Source organism: Veillonella parvula, assembly GCF_032575955.1.
Taxonomy (GTDB): domain Bacteria; phylum Bacillota; class Negativicutes; order Veillonellales; family Veillonellaceae; genus Veillonella; species Veillonella parvula_J.
The window spans coordinates 1-18238 of record NZ_JAWFXN010000011.1 but is presented as its reverse complement, the minus strand read 5'-3'; the positions used below and the strand labels follow the sequence as shown (position 1 = coordinate 18238).

General features: G+C 41.8%; 13 protein-coding genes. All 13 read right to left on the bottom strand.

From position 1 onward, the window contains the following. Position 1 precedes the first annotated feature (1 nt). Positions 2-3625: a cobaltochelatase subunit CobN gene (gene cobN / locus E7L28_RS08540; protein WP_316596769.1), complete on the bottom strand. Its 3624-nt coding sequence runs from the start codon at positions 3623-3625 to the stop codon at positions 2-4. 3 nt (positions 3626-3628) lie between these two features. Next, positions 3629-5656 (bottom strand): VWA domain-containing protein, encoded by a 2028-nt coding sequence (locus tag E7L28_RS08535; RefSeq protein ID WP_316711594.1) that lies wholly within the window; start codon positions 5654-5656, stop codon positions 3629-3631. 2 nt (positions 5657-5658) lie between these two features. Then, positions 5659-6588: an ATP-binding protein gene (locus E7L28_RS08530; protein WP_316711592.1), complete on the bottom strand. Its 930-nt coding sequence runs from the start codon at positions 6586-6588 to the stop codon at positions 5659-5661. A gap of 97 nt (positions 6589-6685) precedes the next feature. Then, positions 6686-7531 carry an ABC transporter ATP-binding protein gene (locus tag E7L28_RS08525; RefSeq protein ID WP_278452080.1) on the bottom strand — a complete coding sequence of 282 codons (846 nt, stop codon included), beginning with the start codon at positions 7529-7531 and terminating at the stop codon, positions 6686-6688. Further along, complete coding sequence (locus E7L28_RS08520; RefSeq protein ID WP_278452079.1) at positions 7531-8568, bottom strand: FecCD family ABC transporter permease; 1038 nt, start codon at positions 8566-8568, stop codon at positions 7531-7533. The genes E7L28_RS08525 and E7L28_RS08520 overlap by 1 nt, the downstream gene beginning before the upstream one ends. Next, a complete protein-coding gene (locus E7L28_RS08515) occupies positions 8561-9514 on the bottom strand; it encodes an ABC transporter substrate-binding protein (protein WP_278452078.1) in 954 nt (317 codons plus the stop codon). Before E7L28_RS08515 ends, E7L28_RS08520 begins: the two co-directional genes overlap by 8 nt. 43 nt (positions 9515-9557) lie before the next feature. Further along, on the bottom strand, positions 9558-11540 hold the full coding sequence (locus E7L28_RS08510) for a TonB-dependent receptor plug domain-containing protein (RefSeq protein ID WP_278452077.1): 1983 nt from the start codon (positions 11538-11540) through the stop codon (positions 9558-9560). Between the two features lie 143 nt (positions 11541-11683). Then, on the bottom strand, positions 11684-13630 hold the full coding sequence (locus tag E7L28_RS08505; RefSeq protein ID WP_316711591.1) for a TonB-dependent receptor: 1947 nt from the start codon (positions 13628-13630) through the stop codon (positions 11684-11686). A gap of 177 nt (positions 13631-13807) precedes the next feature. Next, positions 13808-14554, bottom strand: a complete 747-nt coding sequence (locus E7L28_RS08500; RefSeq protein WP_316711590.1) for an energy transducer TonB — start codon at positions 14552-14554, stop codon at positions 13808-13810. 4 nt (positions 14555-14558) lie between these two features. After that, a complete protein-coding gene (locus E7L28_RS08495; RefSeq protein ID WP_012863667.1) occupies positions 14559-14963 on the bottom strand; it encodes an ExbD/TolR family protein in 405 nt (134 codons plus the stop codon). Beyond that, positions 14960-15571, bottom strand: coding sequence for a MotA/TolQ/ExbB proton channel family protein (locus E7L28_RS08490; RefSeq protein ID WP_004694376.1), 612 nt, complete (start codon positions 15569-15571; stop codon positions 14960-14962). Before E7L28_RS08490 ends, E7L28_RS08495 begins: the two co-directional genes overlap by 4 nt. A gap of 670 nt (positions 15572-16241) precedes the next feature. Beyond that, positions 16242-17414, bottom strand: a complete 1173-nt coding sequence (locus E7L28_RS08485) for a M48 family metallopeptidase (RefSeq protein WP_316711589.1) — start codon at positions 17412-17414, stop codon at positions 16242-16244. A gap of 184 nt (positions 17415-17598) precedes the next feature. Further along, positions 17599-17970: a CGGC domain-containing protein gene (locus E7L28_RS08480; protein WP_278467304.1), complete on the bottom strand. Its 372-nt coding sequence runs from the start codon at positions 17968-17970 to the stop codon at positions 17599-17601. Between the last annotated feature and the right edge of the window lie 268 nt (positions 17971-18238).

Below are 18238 nucleotides of genomic sequence, written 5' to 3'. Positions count from 1 at the left end.
ATTAACGACCTTCTATAACACCTTCCATTGAAATATATAGAGACTGCAATTCCTCCAGCATATCTGGAGCTGCATACCAATAGCCACGTTGAGCGGCTTCTAACAAAATTTCTGCAATGCGCTGTAAGGCCCAAGGGTTTACATTGCGCATCCAGTCTTGCACCACTTTGTCTAAGGCATATTTGTTAGCATACCCCTCATAAACCCAGTCAGGCACCACATCACTGGTAACATCCCAGCCAAAACTATGAGAAACCACATTAGACATATCCGATGCCCCTTTGTAGCCATGGTTCATCATGGCCTGAATGAATTTCGGATTCTGCGTTTCCCCTTGTACAACGCGGCGAAACTCATCCGATAAGGACCGCATCACGACGCGGCTGCGATCTGTACTATCCCCCACATAGGCACGAGGGGCACTACCTTTTGCATTTCGCACCGCCGCAATGAGACCACCATGATAGCTGTAATAATCATCAGCACTCAAAATGTGCGTTTCCCGATTATCTTCGTTCTTAATGGTTACATCCATCGTAGTTAATCGCCGTTGGAATAGCCTCATATCCTGAGGAATGTCCTCATGCAGGTGAAAGCTACTCCACTTGCTGTAAACTTGTGCAATGTCGCTTAAGGACTCCCAATTTTTCCCTTCAATCAGGGCACCCACACCCGTGCCATAGGCTTGTGGTGGGTCGCCAAAGATACGAAGGCGCGCCTTTTTAGTGGCTAGCATAGGATCTTCACCTTGTTCAACAAGCCAATCCACATCATCATGAATATGCTTTTTCACGTAGTTGTCTTCCAAGGACTCATCTAATTCTGCTACCATTTCAACTGCCTTGTCGAGCCAACTAATGGCAGTAGGCATCATATCTCGAATAAGACCACTGATGCGGCCCATCACGTCGATACGAGGGCGTTGTAATTCATCTAGCGGAATAACCTCGAGACCTGAAATACGACCGTTAGATTGCCATTTAGGACGAACCCCCAACAAGTAGAGGAATTCACCTAAACACTGACCATGACTTCTAGAGTTGCTACTAGCCCATAAGATAATCCCTATCGTCTCGGGATAGCGCTGTTCATTTAAAATATAATCAGCCATAACTTGATCTGCAAGCTCTATACCTAATTGGTAGGCTATCTTTGTAGGCAAGGCTCTTTCATCTAAACCATAAAAGTTACGACCCGTAGGTAATACATCGACTTGACCACTCGATGGGGCTCCACCGGGGCCAGGTTCAACATAGGTTCCTTGTAACGCTTTAGAGATAGAGCTGAGCTCATTTTGGGTTTGACCTAATTTAGGTATATACTCACGAACTATGGCATCTACCAAAGGCTCTAAACTTTGAGGCGCCTTATAATCTGGTTTATGTATAATATTAGACACAAACGCTCGTAATTCCTGCCAAATTCGATCGATAATCACACTATTACGAATTCCGTCATCATTGATTTCGCCAGCATGTTCCTCTAGATACGACCAATTATGCCCTAACTCAGCGGCTAGCGTTTCAAGACCTGATGCAATATCTCCTTGAGGGGTCCGTATGATAGCGGTAATAAATTCTTCTAAATCTGTCCCCTCAGGGCCTTGACCCAAGATATGTAAACCATTGCGCATTTGCATATGTTTCAAATCGCTTAGCTTTTCGTGAACTTCTGTAATTATATCGTCCACCACCATAGTAGGTCCCTTTTTTTCATCGATAAGATGACAGGCCAAGGCCTTTTCGCGAATCACTTCGCCTATATCAGCTACACTCTCAGGATGCTCCTGTTCAAAATGACTATGCTCATCTAGTAAAGCTTCTAGTTCTTCAAATCCATCGTAAAGTCCCGCCGTCGTCATCGGTGGCGACAAGTGGCCCACTAAACAGGCTGAACTACGCCGCTTAGCCTGTATGCCTTCTCCAATGATGGTTGTCCAGTACGGGTAAATATTTGGCAAACTAGAGATGCCGATTTCCGGATAACAACTAGCGCTGAGTCCAGCCCCCTTACCGGGCAGCCATTCTAGAGAGCCATGGGTACCAACATGGATAACTGCATCAGCTTCAAAGACATCGCGCACCCAGTGATAAAACGCTAAGTATTGATGTGGTGGAGGCAAGCAAGGATCGTGATAAATGGCCGATACATTCTCCCCAAATCCACGGGGTGGCTGTACCGTAATCCACAGATTGCCATTAGAGAAACCTGGGATAATCACGTCATCATCGTAGACGAATACATCCCCTGGGGCTTCGCCCCAAGATTTAATCATCGCCACCTGCGTATCTTCCGGCAGCGTAGCAAAATATGCTTTGTAATCATCGCTACTTAACCGACCTTCTGCAGAGGCTAGTAGTTCATCGGTGAGCATGAAGCGGTCATTCGTCATATGAGACGTTACCACATCCATCAAGTCTGCACTTGTTTCTGGCACCGTGTCGATGGTATAACCTTCCGCCTTCATATCTCGCAATAACCGTAGCACCGACTCAGGTGTATCAAGACCTGCGGCAGAGCCAATGTTGGAGTTCTTAGGCGGATAGTTATGTAATATAACGGCCACTTTTCGCTCCGATACAGGGATATGGCGCAATGTAGACCATTTAATAGCTCGTTGTACAATAGCAACGATGCGTTCTTTCACAGGCAAGTACACATAGTGTCCACGCTCATCATAGGTTTGGCATGCCACAACACCGCCTTGAATAACACCATCTAGCTCAGGCTGAGATATAGATAAATTCACGTCTAAAGGTGTTACACCTTGTGGATTCTCGGCCCAGGATTTCTCATCCATGTATATGGTATACCCTTGAACGATAGGTACGTCCTGTAATTTTAACTCCTCCAAGGTTTGAGCCCCTAAGGACTGGAAGGAGAATTTACAAGTGTTGATAAGCACGTCAAAGGGGAATATATCCTTCCCAAAAAGATGGTTCATGGACAATTTCATATTCGGAATGCCTACGCGAGGATTCGAACCGTATTGCCCATAAAAAATAATCGGATTGTACTGATGTTTATAAATTTCTTCAAATAAGGCCTGTTGATAATAAATATCCCCCATAATCCACTCGTCACGGTAAAAGTACACCGCTATAGATGGCCAATCTCGATGCCCTTCGGCATCCATAAACTCATCATAAGTTTCGTAGATATTGCCTTCTCGACCCATAATGGCTTGCCAAGGAATAGGATCTGGCTCTTCCCATTCAGAGGTAGGTTTTGTACTGAAAGCACCATTGATTAAGCGTACATAATTCATGACCCCACTGGTTCGGCGGTAGCTTTCAAGAAGGACCCGTTTATCCTCATCCAAATTGCGATATAAAATATCTGTTTTCTTAGGTTCTACTACATCAATCCAGTATTTAGGATGATGTGCATATAACCAGCGTTCCAGACGTTCTAAGAAGGGCGAGTCTAAACCAACCCCCATATTCGTTACCAGAACTACATCGGCAGCGCGTAAGCGACTTTCAAAGTCAGCATCCCATTGAGGAGGCTTTTTCATATTGCAAAGGTCCACCTCGCCCTGTAAGAGTTCCGGGTAAGTAGCAACAGCTTTTTCTATATATTGGATTTGTTTTCCTAAATTAGAAATATACAGGAGTCGACTCATGATCTACCTCCGCGATACGCGCAAAATACTATCTGACGTAATAGAGTCCATCGCATAATAACTGCCATTCATTAATTTACACAATTCCTTAGCTAAGCCGAGCTTGATAAAGCCCGTTTCCGTATCGATAACGATATAGTCTACTGGCAAGGTCCCTAAAATACGAGCCCATTGTTTCGCCTCTCCTACAGGGTCCTCAGAAGCACCCGAAGTAGCACGACCATCGGTAATACAAATCATTTGAATCCGCTCCGCCGAATGTCTGCGAAGCAATCTATCACACATAGTATAGGCGACTCGTAAACCTTGGGCTAAGGGCGTCTTGCCCCCCGTTGGCAATGTAGCTAACAGTCGTTCTGCTCGCTCTACACTACGGGTGAAAGGCAATAATACCTCTGCGGAGTCCTTGCGAAATACAATGAGTCCCACCGAATCACGGTGAACATAAGAATCACGCAAGAGGCTCAAAATCGCACCTTTTGTCGCCTCCATGCGATGGCGAGCTGCCATAGAGCCACTAGCATCCACTACGAAAAGCTGATACGCACCAATCCTCTTTTCCCGAGCCTTTCGGCGGTAATCTTGAGGTTTTACTACAATAGATAGCCCTTTTAAATCATGACGCTCTGCTTGTGGGTCCATTTGACATAAGCATTCCGATGTAACAGATTGCTCCACTACATTTAATGGGGTATCTACCTGTAATTGTTTTACCCTTTCAACGGCCCGCAATCGTTGATACGGTGCGGCTGCACGCAATGTGTCAATTAAAGCCAAATCCTCTAAAGCCTGTTCATCTTGATACGCTCGAATCATGCGCCCCCTAGTATCCTTTGTTCTAGTCATAAGGCGCCGACCAGAACCTTTACGATACTGACGGTCTACCGTTTTAGAAGATTGCAATTTCCATTGAAAGAACTGGTTAGCTATACGGGCAACAGTATCGGGCAAACATAAAGAAGATATTCCATTAGATGTGTCACTATAAGTATTTATTGAATCAGAAGTTCCCCACTCATTCGCTGTAGACTCTAATGTTTCTGGATGATTGGATGTCCTTGATTTACCATCATCAAAATCCATATCACGTGAGCCGTCATGACCATCGATATTTGAATTATCCAACCCATTAGAGTTTAACTCGTCAGAATGGGATTCATCACGCTTGGAATCTCTAAAATCAGAGTTATTAGAGTCGTCTACATCCGAATCATCCGTTGCTGATTCGGTATTCTCCTGCAACTGGTTTTGGTCACTTGCACTATTAGATGCCTCTCCTTGTGAAGTCTGAGACTCAGGTGTATCATTGCGTTTCATGCGATGAGGCAGTACATAGAGAGCGGCTCGTTCCGCATGAGATGGCTTACAGTAAGAACTACCATCAAGAACTGCCAGTGATTTCATCACTTGTAATAATACATACTCTGCTCCATGACCTACGGTTCGAGCTTGCAATGCATAGGATATAGCCAGTGAAAGCATAGCATCAGGAACAACTATAGATTGAACTTGTTTAGAATCTATTAGGCTCAATAAATCCTCAGATGAAGGCTCAATTTCATCTCGCCTTCGTTGTAACACCTTCACCTTAGATTGTAGTGTAGGTACATCCATAGATACATGCACATCTACGAGTTCCCACTCCACATCATTTAAGGTTCTATCCTCATGGTTTATGGTCAGTATCAGTAGTATTTGACGACGTTTCGCTTCTACCAATAGTGCATGACGGACTTCAGGCGACAGAACGTGAGCATCATCGACAACCCAGCATCGATTACTCGTATCACCTAATAAGCCAGATGCCATAACCATCTTACCCTGTGCAAAGGATGCTTCAAAATCGATGGACTCTTGTAGTTGTGAAGTATCTATATAAACAGGTATCAAACGATATGGAATTTGCCATTTCTCGAGGCACTGACGAAGTACATAGCTTTTACCAACACCGGTACCTCCAGAAATAACAATGGTATGAATCTGGTCGTTTACAAGGCCTATTTTGAGGGCCTCTTGTACAGATGTTTCCATAACTAGCCCTCAAGCACTGCCGATACCACTGTATCAATGCGCTCCTCATCGTAACCTTGTTCTTCAAATGGCAAGCGACGTAAGCGATGTTTTAAAGCTAATCGTGCCGCCACCTTGAGGTCTTCCGCTGTAATTTGGTTGCGACTGTGAAAGGCTGCATGAGCACGAGCCGTATGCATCATCGTAATGTCTGGGCGATGTCCATCAACGCCGACACCTATGCTGATACTCGCTATTTGCAACAACACATCATCAGATGGGATGATGCCTGGCAATACTTCACGAGCTTGTAATAAACGTTCGTGCAGGCTACGTTCTGATTCCTTGTAAGACGCTACAAAGCTTTCAGCATTGTCGCCAAAGGCGAGGCGACGCTTGATTACCTCCATACGTTGTGCCGGGTCCTGTTCTCCATAGACCATAACAGATAGTCCGAAACGGTCTAACAGCTGAGGTCTAAGGTCGCCTTCTTCAGGATTCATCGTTCCTACGAGGATAAAACGAGATGGATGAGAGTGGCTCACCCCTTCCCGTTCTACCGTATTCACCCCCATAGCTGCCACGTCTAACAAAATATCTACAATGTGGTCATCTAATAGATTAACCTCATCTACGTAGAGAATATTTTGATGGGCTGCATGTAAAATATCCGGTTCAAAGGCTTTTACCCCCTCTTGTAATGCCTTTTCCAAATTTATGGATCCTACAACACGATCTTCCGTAGCATTGATAGGTAGCTCAACAACAGACATCGCTGATGCGCCTGTTTCCATAGGAGGTAACAGATTCGCTAACGCACGTACAGCCGTAGACTTTGCAGTGCCCTTTTCGCCTTCAATTAACACACCGCCGATTGATGGGTTTATGGCATTGAGCAACAAGGCCAATTTCATTTCATCTTGACCAACAATAGCAGTAAATGGATATAGCATACACCTAACCTCACTCAGATTCGCAATACAAAATAATCACCATACATAATAAATCAATAACCCCTAGGAAAACGCTAAGTATCGTAATCCATTCTAACTATTTCAGATTTGGATCAATAGACATTTCTGAAGTAACTTCGGTTTGTTTGAAGTCATCAATCTTTGTAGTTCCTTTTGGGAATACAAAGATACGTTGTTGTTTAAAGTACGGATCGTCATAGACCGCAGCCGATAAACGGAACGCATTTCGTAAATTTTCTGCCGTCAATACATCTCGAGGTGCACCTACATCAACGATGTGACCATCACTCACCAAAACGAGTTTGGTGCAATATTTGGCAGCTAACTCTAAGTCATGAACGACGATTAAAATCGTTTTGCCTTCGTCACATAATCGGCGGCCTTCATGGAAAATATCGTCAGCATACACTAAATCGAGCGCAGCCGTCGGCTCATCTAGTAATAAGACCTCTGTTTGTTGAGCTAATGCCTTTGCTAAGAATACCCGTTGTCGCTCACCGCCACTCAGGTTTTGTACGGAGCGATTACGCAGATGATAAACACCGACCTCTTTCATAGCCTGTTCAACGATAACCTTATCTTCTGGTCCCTCTTGTTGCCACCATTTAAGATACGGATAACGAGCGGTCATCACAATATCGATGGCTTCATAATCGAAGGAAACATTTACGGACTGTTGCATATACGCCACATGATGAGCGATTTCCTTGTCGCTCAAAGAAGCGATGCTTTTACCATCCCACAAAACATCGCCACCAGACGTAGGATAGAGACCACGCAAGGTTTTTAATAACGTCGTTTTACCAGAACCATTAGGCCCGATAATGCCGACAAACTCACCCCTATCAATAGAAAAGGACGCATCCTTTAGAATGGTGGTTTCCCCTAATGTGACGGATAGAGATTGAACATCTAGTTTCATTAGGCCCCTCCTTTACTACGCAAGCGATGAAGTAAATAAAGAAAATACGGTGCCCCTAAGAGAGCCGTCATAATACCAACGCGAATCTCAATTGGTTGAGCAATGACGCGGCCTAATGTATCGCAGAATACGAGGAATAAGGCACCTCCAACAGCCGCCATAGGCAATAGTATTCGATGATCCGGCCCAACCAAAAGCCGTACAATATGAGGTACTACAAGACCTACAAAGCCGATGGATCCGCTGACACATACAGCGGTAGCTGTAACTACGGATGCTAGAAATAGGAATACCATGCGATATGCCATAACAGGCAAGCCTAAGGCACGCGCCTCTGTATCACCCAGAACGAGCACATTCAAGTGACGACCGAGCATCATCAATATAACGCTGCCCGTCATGATAGGACCCACGGCGAGCAAAACGTGATCCCAACGGCGGAAATCTAGGCCCCCCACCATCCAGAATAAGAATTCACGCAACCGGTACTCATTGATCATGGTCAAGATGCCCGATGTAAAAGCGCCGAGCAGCATACTAACAGCTACACCCGCCAGCAACAAGGTTGTGGTATCGAGCTTGTTATTACGCCAAGTTAACAAAATAGTAATTCCAACGGATACAAAGGCCCCTACGAAGGCAAAAGCAGGCATGTAAAACATACTAAGGGATGTTACGCCAAGAGCAATGGCGATAACCGCACCGAGAGATGCCCCAGCGGATACGCCCATAATACCTGGATCTGCCAATGGATTGGAGAATACCCCTTGCATAACCGCACCAGCCAATGCCAAGGCGCCTCCCACGAGAAGTCCAATGATAAGGCGTGGCATGCGGATATACCACAGTACAGCCTCTTGTTCAGCCGTAATGGGCTCCGTGAAGCTCACAGGTATGCCCATGCCATTTAAAATACTTTGCACGCCCCCTCCGATAGGGATCATAATGGTCCCTACATGGAGTGCCAATAAACTCACAATACATAGCAATACCCCAATCAGAGTTATGGCCATGATGCGTTGTTTCTGTCTAGTCATGAGAATTCCTTTCTAATTGAGGATACACAGTATGCATAATGGCTAGCATCGCTTCACCAATATGCTGATTCATTGTATACAGGTACGCTGCTGGTAAGGGTTTAACTCGATTTTCCTTAATAGCAGGTAGATTTTGAAAGGCCGGATTCTTTAAATATCTATCCGCCAAATTTTTGTCCATTCCCTTATAGGATGGAATAAAAATATAGTCTGGGTTCATGGCTAGCACACGCTCCTCCCCAAAAGGTATTCGTGGTGGTAAACCAATTCGATCAGGTGCATTATAGATGCTCATATAGTGACACATATCATCAAAAAGGCTTCCTGTGCCCGTGTATCCGTCCATAGATGACACAAAGAGAACCGTCTTGCGCTGCTCAAGTGGAATAGATTCCGCTAGGTGCTTTATTTCATCTATTTCACGGTGAATCTTCCGATTGTAAAAGCTACCCTTTTCATCTTCCCCGATAATATGAGCAATCTCCATCACATTCTGAATCACTCCGTCCACCGTAGAAGGAGTAGGTACCACAACAGTGGCTATACCCATGTGCCGTAAACCATAGATAACATCAGCCGATATATAATCTGGCGCTATAACGAGATCCGGTTTCAAGGCTATAATTTTCTCCAAAGGATACGAGCTCAACACAGGTTTTACCAACTTTGCGCGCTTTGCCTCTAGCGAATATTCCTCATAGGTAGACAATTTATTAATGCCTGCTAAACGCTCTGGTTCTATAAGTCCTAATAAAATTGTGTCGACCGCAGAAGACAGTGATAAAATCCGTTTTGGATGCTCTGGAACAGCAACTTGAACGCCATCATGACTGTCAACATAACGAGTATATGGCGTTACATTTGCCTCCGATTGAGGTCCACAACCCGCTATACATACACAAAGGAGTATCATCAAACATATGAAAAATCCAATTTTCTTGTTCATGATGATACTCCTTGTATAGTTCTAATTAGTGATTACATAAAGACTAGAATTTTTGAGTATAGCTGAGTTGGTAATTAAATGGTTCATCCCAGTATTCCCAGTCGCCGTTGGAAATAACATTATGACGGTTTAACAAGTTACGTGCATCTAGCCGCAAGGATGAGTTTTCATTGAACTGATAGCCTACGTATGCATTCCAAGCTATAAGATTTGGGTTTGTACCGCCATCGCGGTTCTTCATCCGTTTTGTGACAAAGTTGATGCTACTACCTGCAGTCCAGGTTGAGCTATTGTAATGGATACCCCCTGTAAATTGCAATTTAGGGTTAGCTTGTTTCCAATAGGTCTTATCGATTTCTCGTTGTTTTGGATTAGAATACGATGCACCCACAGTCATTTTTAAGTGATCTGTTAATTTACGACCATATTGGGCTTCGATACCGACATTTCTATAGCGACCACCATTTACGCGAATCGTGTTTTTACCATTGCTATCCGGTTTCCAAGAGAAGAAGTTTTTAAAGTCCATATAGAAGAGCGCTACTTTCCAGCTATCTTTGTTAGTAATGTGTTTATAGCCTAATTCGTAATTCCAACCTTCTTCAGGTTTCAAATTACGTCCACTAACAGAGGCATAGCCTTTATTAATTTTCTTGAAAGTATCGCTTAAGTTCGGCATTCTAAAGGCTTTACCAACATTTATGTACATGGATGATTCCTTGTTGATACGATGTTGTAATTGGAACTGTGGAATTAATACGCGCTGATTTTTTACAGGATCTTTAATATCCGAATAACGCAAGCCTAAAATACTAGTCCATTTAGGATTGATTTGATAGGAGTATGTACCATAAATGGCATAACTATTGCGATGTGGATTTCCATAGTATGGACCAGATTTAGTGCGATATGTTTCTCGTTTACCAAGTACACCTGCAATGAAATAATCCTTACCACCGCGGAAGTCCCATTCATGTTGCACATCGAAACCATATTGTCGAGCAATATAGTTGTTATCACTCAACGTATATGTCTTTTTACTATGTATGCGACTTTTACCATACAAATCTCTATCATTGTAGAAGATTGTACCTGTAGTATTGCCATCTTTATAAACTAAAGACGCATTATTTTTAGTATCTTTATAAGCATATGTTGTAGAGTGAAGCTTTTGCTTAATAGGATTCGTTTCCGTACTCAACTGTCCAAAGGAAGAATTACCTTCAAAACGGCTAAAGTTCAAAGTCAACTTATCATTTAATTTACCGCTCATAAATACACCTAAGGAATTCCCTTTGTTACGAGCTGTATAATATTCATAGCCTCTAGCATAAGCACCGATATCGGAGCGGATAGGGGTTTCTGGATCTTGAGCACCAAAGAAGTTACGTTCCACACCAATTAAGAAGCGAGGCGTGCCATAGTTAATTTTATAAGTTTGGCGACCCATATTACCAAAACCTATCGTAGCAGAGCCCCCTTCTTTACTTGGAGTCTTAGTAATTACATTGATAACACCACTCATAGCATCAGCGCCATATAAAGCAGACGCTGCACCTTTTAATACTTCAATGCGTTCAATAGAGCTAGTCGGAATAGAGCTAAGTCCGCCCTTGCCATTGAGGTTCATCGGTACCCCATTCATGAGAATCAAAGAGCCCCGTTCAAGACCACGGATATTCACACGGCTATCCATAGCCCCATATTCAAGACCAGATGCACCATAGGAAAAAGACGTAATGCCGGGTACCATATTAACCGCATCAAATGCATTTTTGGCACCACTATTAGCTAAGTCCTTTTGAGTAATAACATCCATCGCAGCCGGCGTATCTAAATCTAAAAGAGCCATGCGATTTGCTGTTACATTAATAGTATGGATTTCAGATACTCCATTAGTTTCACTTGATGCAGCTGTAGTGGGAGTCTTATCAGCACTTACCTCTGCTGCATATCCATTCACAGACAATCCTATCAATGCTAAACCCACAAGTATAGATATACGATGCTTAATTTGTTGTCTCATACCAAATGCCTCACTTAACACATATATATATTCACACAATTATATAAACTACATATTTGTATTATTACACATTTATTTGGACCGCACAAAACCCATACCCCTACCACTACTGCATTCTCGGGGGATTGTATCGTTAATACATATTAAAATTTTTGTGTATAACTTAATTCATAATTGAATGGTGCATCCCAATATTCATAATCTCCATTGGATACCACATTATGACGATTCAAAAGATTGCGTGCATCGAGGCGTAATGTAGCATCTTTATTAAAGTGATACCCAACGTAAGCATTCCAAAGAGCAATGTTAGGGTTCAAGCCACCATCGCGATTGCGCAAACGTTTGGTTACAAAGTTCAAAGATGTGCCTGCATCCCACGTAGAGCTTTTATAATGAACACCGGTTGTAAACTGTAACTTAGGAGCCGCTTGTTTCCAATAGGTTTCATTCATTTCCTTTTGTTTTGGATTAGAATAAGAACCACTTACACTCATTTTGAGTCGATCTGACAAATGTCTACTATACTCAGCTTCAATCCCAACATTGTGGAATTTACCACCGTTTACGCGAACGGTTGGGCGACCATTTACATCAGGTTGCCATTGGAAGAAGTTCTTGAAGTCCATATAGAACACGTCCACCTTCCAGCTATCCTTCTTATTAAGGCGTTTATAACCTAATTCATAGTTCCAACCCTCTTCAGGCTTAAGATTTTTACCACTTACTGCTGTGTATTGGCGGTTTACACTGCGGAATGTATCACTCAAGCTAGGCATCGTATACGCTTTCCCTATATTTAAGTACATGGAGGAATCTTTATTGATGGTATGCAACAATTGGAACTGAGGCGTTAACACATGTTGGTCCTTAATAGGATCACTAATAGCTGTATAGCGCAAGCCCAAAATGGCAGTCCATTTTGGATTGATTTCACGAGAATAGCTACTGTACACCGCATAGGTATTACGATGAGGCCGTGTGTACACAGGGGCCTGTGTGGCACGATAGGTTTCTTGCTTACCTGTAACCCCGGCAATCAGGTAGTCCTTACCGCCTCTAAAGTCCCATTCATGTTGTACATCTATACCATATTGACGAGCTACATAACTGGTTTCGGTCGGCTTGAACTGTTTAGCACTATGAACACGGCTTTCACCACGCATAGTACGGTCATTATAAAACAATGTTCCCGTCGTATTGTCATCCTTATAAGTCAAAGATGCATTGTTGCGGTCATCCTTGTAATGATATGTCGTAGAATGATGAGCCTGTCTCATAGGATTTGTTTCTGTACTAATCAGACCAAAGGAGGAACGGCTTTCAGCGCGATTATAATTTAAGGTTATCTTATCTGAAAGCTTACCACTCATGAACACGCCTAAGGAATTACCCTTGTTGCGCGTAGTGTAGTAATCATAACCCTTGCGACCCGTATAGTCATACCGCACAGGTGTAGATGGATCTTGAGTTCCCCAGTATTTTCTATCAATTCCAATAAGAAAACGATCAGTACCATAAGAAAGATCAAATCGCTTAGCCCCTCGATTGCCCACGGCTACTGTAGCAGAACCGCCCTCTTTTGACGGCGTCTTTGTAATGATATTTATAACGCCACCCAAAGCTTCTGCACCATATAAGGTGGAGGCTGCCCCCTTCACGACTTCGATGCGCTCAATCGCACTAGTAGGTATAGAGCCAATTCCGCTCTTACCATTTAAGTTCATAGGTACACCGTTTACAAGAACAAGTGCACCGCGGTCGAGGCCACGAATATTCGTACGGCTATCCATGCCACCAAAATCTGCGCCAGACGCACTAAAGGAATTAATGGTTACACCCGGTACATTGGCGACCGCATCAAAGGCAGTCTTAGCGCCGCTATTTTGTATATCCTCTTGGGTAATAACAGAAGTCGATACCGGTGTATCTAAATCTAATAACGCTGTGCGATTAGCTGTTATATTAATAATATTTGCCGCCTCTTGACTTTGATTAGTTGTTACATCTACAGTATAACCATTAGTAGTCACACTAAATAAACCTATCATTGTGGCCGCATATACATATTTATTCATTCCATTTATCATCCTATATCTTCTATTAAAAACTATTTAAAATCTATTAATTTATAGCTTAAATACTACAACACCGGGCAATTTAGTGTAGGGGATACGAGTATCCTCATATCCCCTACATAATATATATTCCATATTAAAGTTGCTTTTTATTCATTTTATTCCAACTAAATCTAGCTATTCAAATCACTACTCAAAGCTATATCTTATATAAAAAACATCTGATTTGGGTTCGCCAGTTGTATTTATAGCACCGCCTGACCTAGCTGCAAGTGCAAGTGCATCATTATCTAGAAGACTAGAGCCACTGCTTTCTTCAATTTTAGCACTTACATAATTACCTTCACCATCAAAATAAACTCTAATAGTAACTACTCCGGTAATACCTCGTCGAACAGCTTGTGGCGGCATTACTTTATTAGCATCTAAGCTAGCTCGGTATTCAGAAACATCAAAGTAACCCGTACCTTCCGTATTACTAGTACCAGGATTTCCCACTTCTGAGCCTAGCCCATCATTAGCTTTACCACCATTGCCAACGTTACCACCACCAGGGCCTGGTACATTGCCACTTCCTGGATTACCAACAGGATTATCAGTATTACCATTCAAATTGACTGATGCCGTCTCATTGCCACCTAAGTAAGGATTCAGATTTTTTAAGCCTTCTGTGGGCTTTCCCGATAAATCAGGCAACACACTACCTGCTTTACCGCCCCCTGCGACGGGTTTGTCGTCAGGGTGAATCTTTAGTTTCTCAGGATCCTTCTTTTCTTGAGGAGGTTCTTGCTGCCCCATATCGAGGTTGATAACCAAGTCTTTTTTTTGTGTTTCTGGAGGTTTTATATGACCAAACCAATCACCTACAACACCCCAATATACAAGATTTAATACCAATGCAGCTACGAAAGGAATTCCATATCGTTTGTCTACCATAGAATCACTTCCGTTCTGTAGCTACGCTAACAAACCGAGCACCACTAATTTTAAGATTATCTAAAATATTGATAACGTCCTTATATGCAATATCCTCAGAGGCACGTACAATAAATGCCTGTTGAGGTTCTTTTGCAACAATCCCTTGAATTTCATTACCCAATTGATCAGGGGCAATCTCACGTTCATTCAAATACATTTTATGTGTAGCTGTTAATGAAATCGTGATAGGCTCAATCGTCTTCGCAGAGGAAGAGGAGGCCTTTGGTAAGTTAAGAGGAATTTGTTCCTCTGTATTCATGTATAGCGTACTCATCATGAAAAATACGAGCAAGAAGAATACGATATCAATCATAGGTATAATCATGATGGTAGGTTCTTTTTGTATGCCTACTGAACTACGTTTCATCGTTGACTCCTAATATATAAATCCATAATAGAACCTAATTTTTGCTCTAACTTTGCAATATCAGAATTTACTTTATCTGTACACCAACTATGGATAGCTAATGCTACGATGGCTACTGAAAGCCCCGTTGCAGTGGCAACCAGCGCTTCGGATACGCCGCCTGTAATAACAGTAGGCGCACCAATATCACCACCAACGGCTGCGAAGGAGCGGATCATACCAACAACAGTACCCAAAAGGCCAAGTAATGGAGCCATTGTTACCATCATGCTAAGCCAGTTAAGGCCACGTTTTAAACGTTCATCCATGTAACCTACCACATCATGTAAACGGTTCTCTAAACCTTCCGCACTATATACAGACTCCACGATAGGAGACACGAATCTACTCAATGCGTCATCACTATTTTTTATAGAATTTTCTAGAGTAGACCAATTATTACTATTACGACCTGCATCAATGCTATCGGACAACTGTTGTAACTCATGATTGATGTTTCTGTACGTACGAATACGTTCAAATAAAATAGTACATGCTGCTAACATGAATAGTACAAGTGGATACATAACGAAACCACCTGCATTAAATAGGTGAATTGTATACTCCATCATAGCCTCCATATAATGTATAAAATTACGTATTATTTAACAAAAAAATGGTCATCTATATTATTAGATTAACCACCAACATTGACATTATCCTATAAAGCATGTATAAGTACAATAACCCTATACCCCCTACCGTTATGGTATTTCTATAGGATTCCATTCTAACTACATATTTCATCCACCTTAAATATACATCTGTCCGCCATATATAGACAACACTAAGTTATCGCATAAATAATTCATAAATATTACAAGAAATATAATAAAACCTTCTATAGAAACTATGTTTAACAAGATAATTTCTTATATTTCATGGTATAAACCCATTACAATTCACTTTCCATTCTCAAAAGATTCTCTGTATTTTTATGAATCTATTATTGCTTTATGAATATAATTTATTTACACATGAATAATAATTATACTTATGATCAACAATATCTTTACAGTCTATTTCTTACTCGTATATCCCTCAATACATCTTATAAACTTATTAACATATAAACTTATTAACATATAAACTTATTAACATATAAACTTATACTCAAACTATAAAAATTACAATCCATATAAAAAGAGGACTAAGCCTTCATGGGCTCAGTCCTCTGATTATTCTGATTATAATAACATAAATCCTTAAAGCAAATTATATGCCATTTATAACTCTCATTTATTTTTTAGCTTTATCAGCTTTTATCTTTTTATTTTCTTTTACCTTTTTAGGTTTTTCTTGTTTAACCTTCACTGGTTTTTTCGCATTAACAGCAGAACCTGCAGGCTTTACAAATGCATTGTTAAGATTTGTTGCCACTTGTAATGCTACATCTGCATTTGGCGTAGAAACAATGGATTGACCAGCTACCGTTACAGTGTCACCACTATAGGATGCAGAACCTGGTGTCACTTGATTGTTATGATACAATCGTGCCAATTTACCAGCCATGTAATAAGCACGCTCTTCGCCTGTGTAGCGGCCACTACCTGCTGGAGTATAGATATTATCACCGTTTACGTACACAGTACCATTCGATACATTTACATGGTTCCCAGAATAGGCGTACATGCGAGAAATATTATTGTTCACCCGATCGGACAACTTTGGATGGTTATTAGGTGCTACCACCTGTGAAAGCCCTTCACGGTAGTGTTCCCCCACTTTGTTGCGCAGTACTGCCATAGAACCAGCAGCACCACCTACATTATATGGAGATTCACTTAAAATCTTAAAGCCTAACTCATCAGCAGCTTTTTCTTGACTCATCGTAAACACTTGATTGGATAAGTAATTACCTGCCACATTAGATAAAATAGCCGCGCCTTCACTACCACCAGCGGCTATACCGACTGCTGTAGAAAGACCAATTTGTTTCTTAGCGCCATTAATAATATCTTTATGCTCGCCATGAGAAATTTCATGGGCCATTACATAGGCTAATTGATCATCATCAAGTGTATCTAAAGCACCCTTGTTAATGGACATAACACGGCCAAGTGTGGCAAACGCATTAAACTCCTCATCAGGATTTGCATATACAACGTAAGAACGCTTTACACTAGGTGTAGCCTCTAATGTCTTCATGATTCGATTTACACGCTCTTGGGCTGCACTATCGTTTAAGTAACCAGTTTTCTCTTTTGTGCGCGCCAAACTCTCCTGTTGCCCCTCTGCAGAATTATCCATTTTATTTAATGCAGTAGATACGTAAGCCATAGCAATAGCACCACCAGCTAAAGATTGTACCGCAGCAGACGCAGCATTAACAGAAGCCGTTTGCATCATAGTAGGTGCCATTGTCACTGCCATAGCAATAGATAAAGTAGCCACTGTAAGTTTCTTGTTCATTCTCTCAACCTCTTAAACAATGATATAGCTATATAATAAAACAATATATAATGTAAGAAAACGCCAGAATTTCCACACTACCTATATAATATTACTTCATGATAAATATAGAATGAATAATGGAACAATCATTCATCTATCATAAGATGGTGCAATCTATTATGGTTAATTCAAACATTTCTAACTATTGATCTGTCGTTACTGGTTTAGCTGAAAGTACTACCGCTTCTTTACCATCTTTAGAAACAGCGCCACCATGTGTATAGCCTACTACATCAAAGCCTGCCTCAGCACACTGCTCTGCAATGCTTTCATAATTTTCATTCTTACCACGCGTACATGTAGAAAGATGTACCGTAGTAACACCTTTTTTCTTAAAAGACTCAATCTTCTTAGCTAGATCCCCACCACTATGTGTGAACCCCACCAACTCAATATCCTCATCAGCATAACGCTCAAAGGAATCCGCTTTATTCATAAATGCTTTCAAACAACCGCCACAAGAACAGCGCTGCATTGTATCCTCATTCACGAGAACCGCAATTTTTTTAGCCATATGACCTCCTATAAATATGATATAAGCCTAAGTATACCATATCCATGAGAAAAATATGTGCTTCAAAGCACGATAATTAATGCTAATTATATAAGTAACTACTTCAACGTCTACTGCTTTGCTCATTAGTTCCCTTAAAAGAATAAAAATCCATACAAAAAAAGACACACCCTCAGGTGTGCCTTTAAGCAATCAGCGGCTTCCTATCCTCCCAGGCCGTCTCCAGCCAAGTACTTTCGGCGTTTATGAGCTTAACTACTGTGTTCGA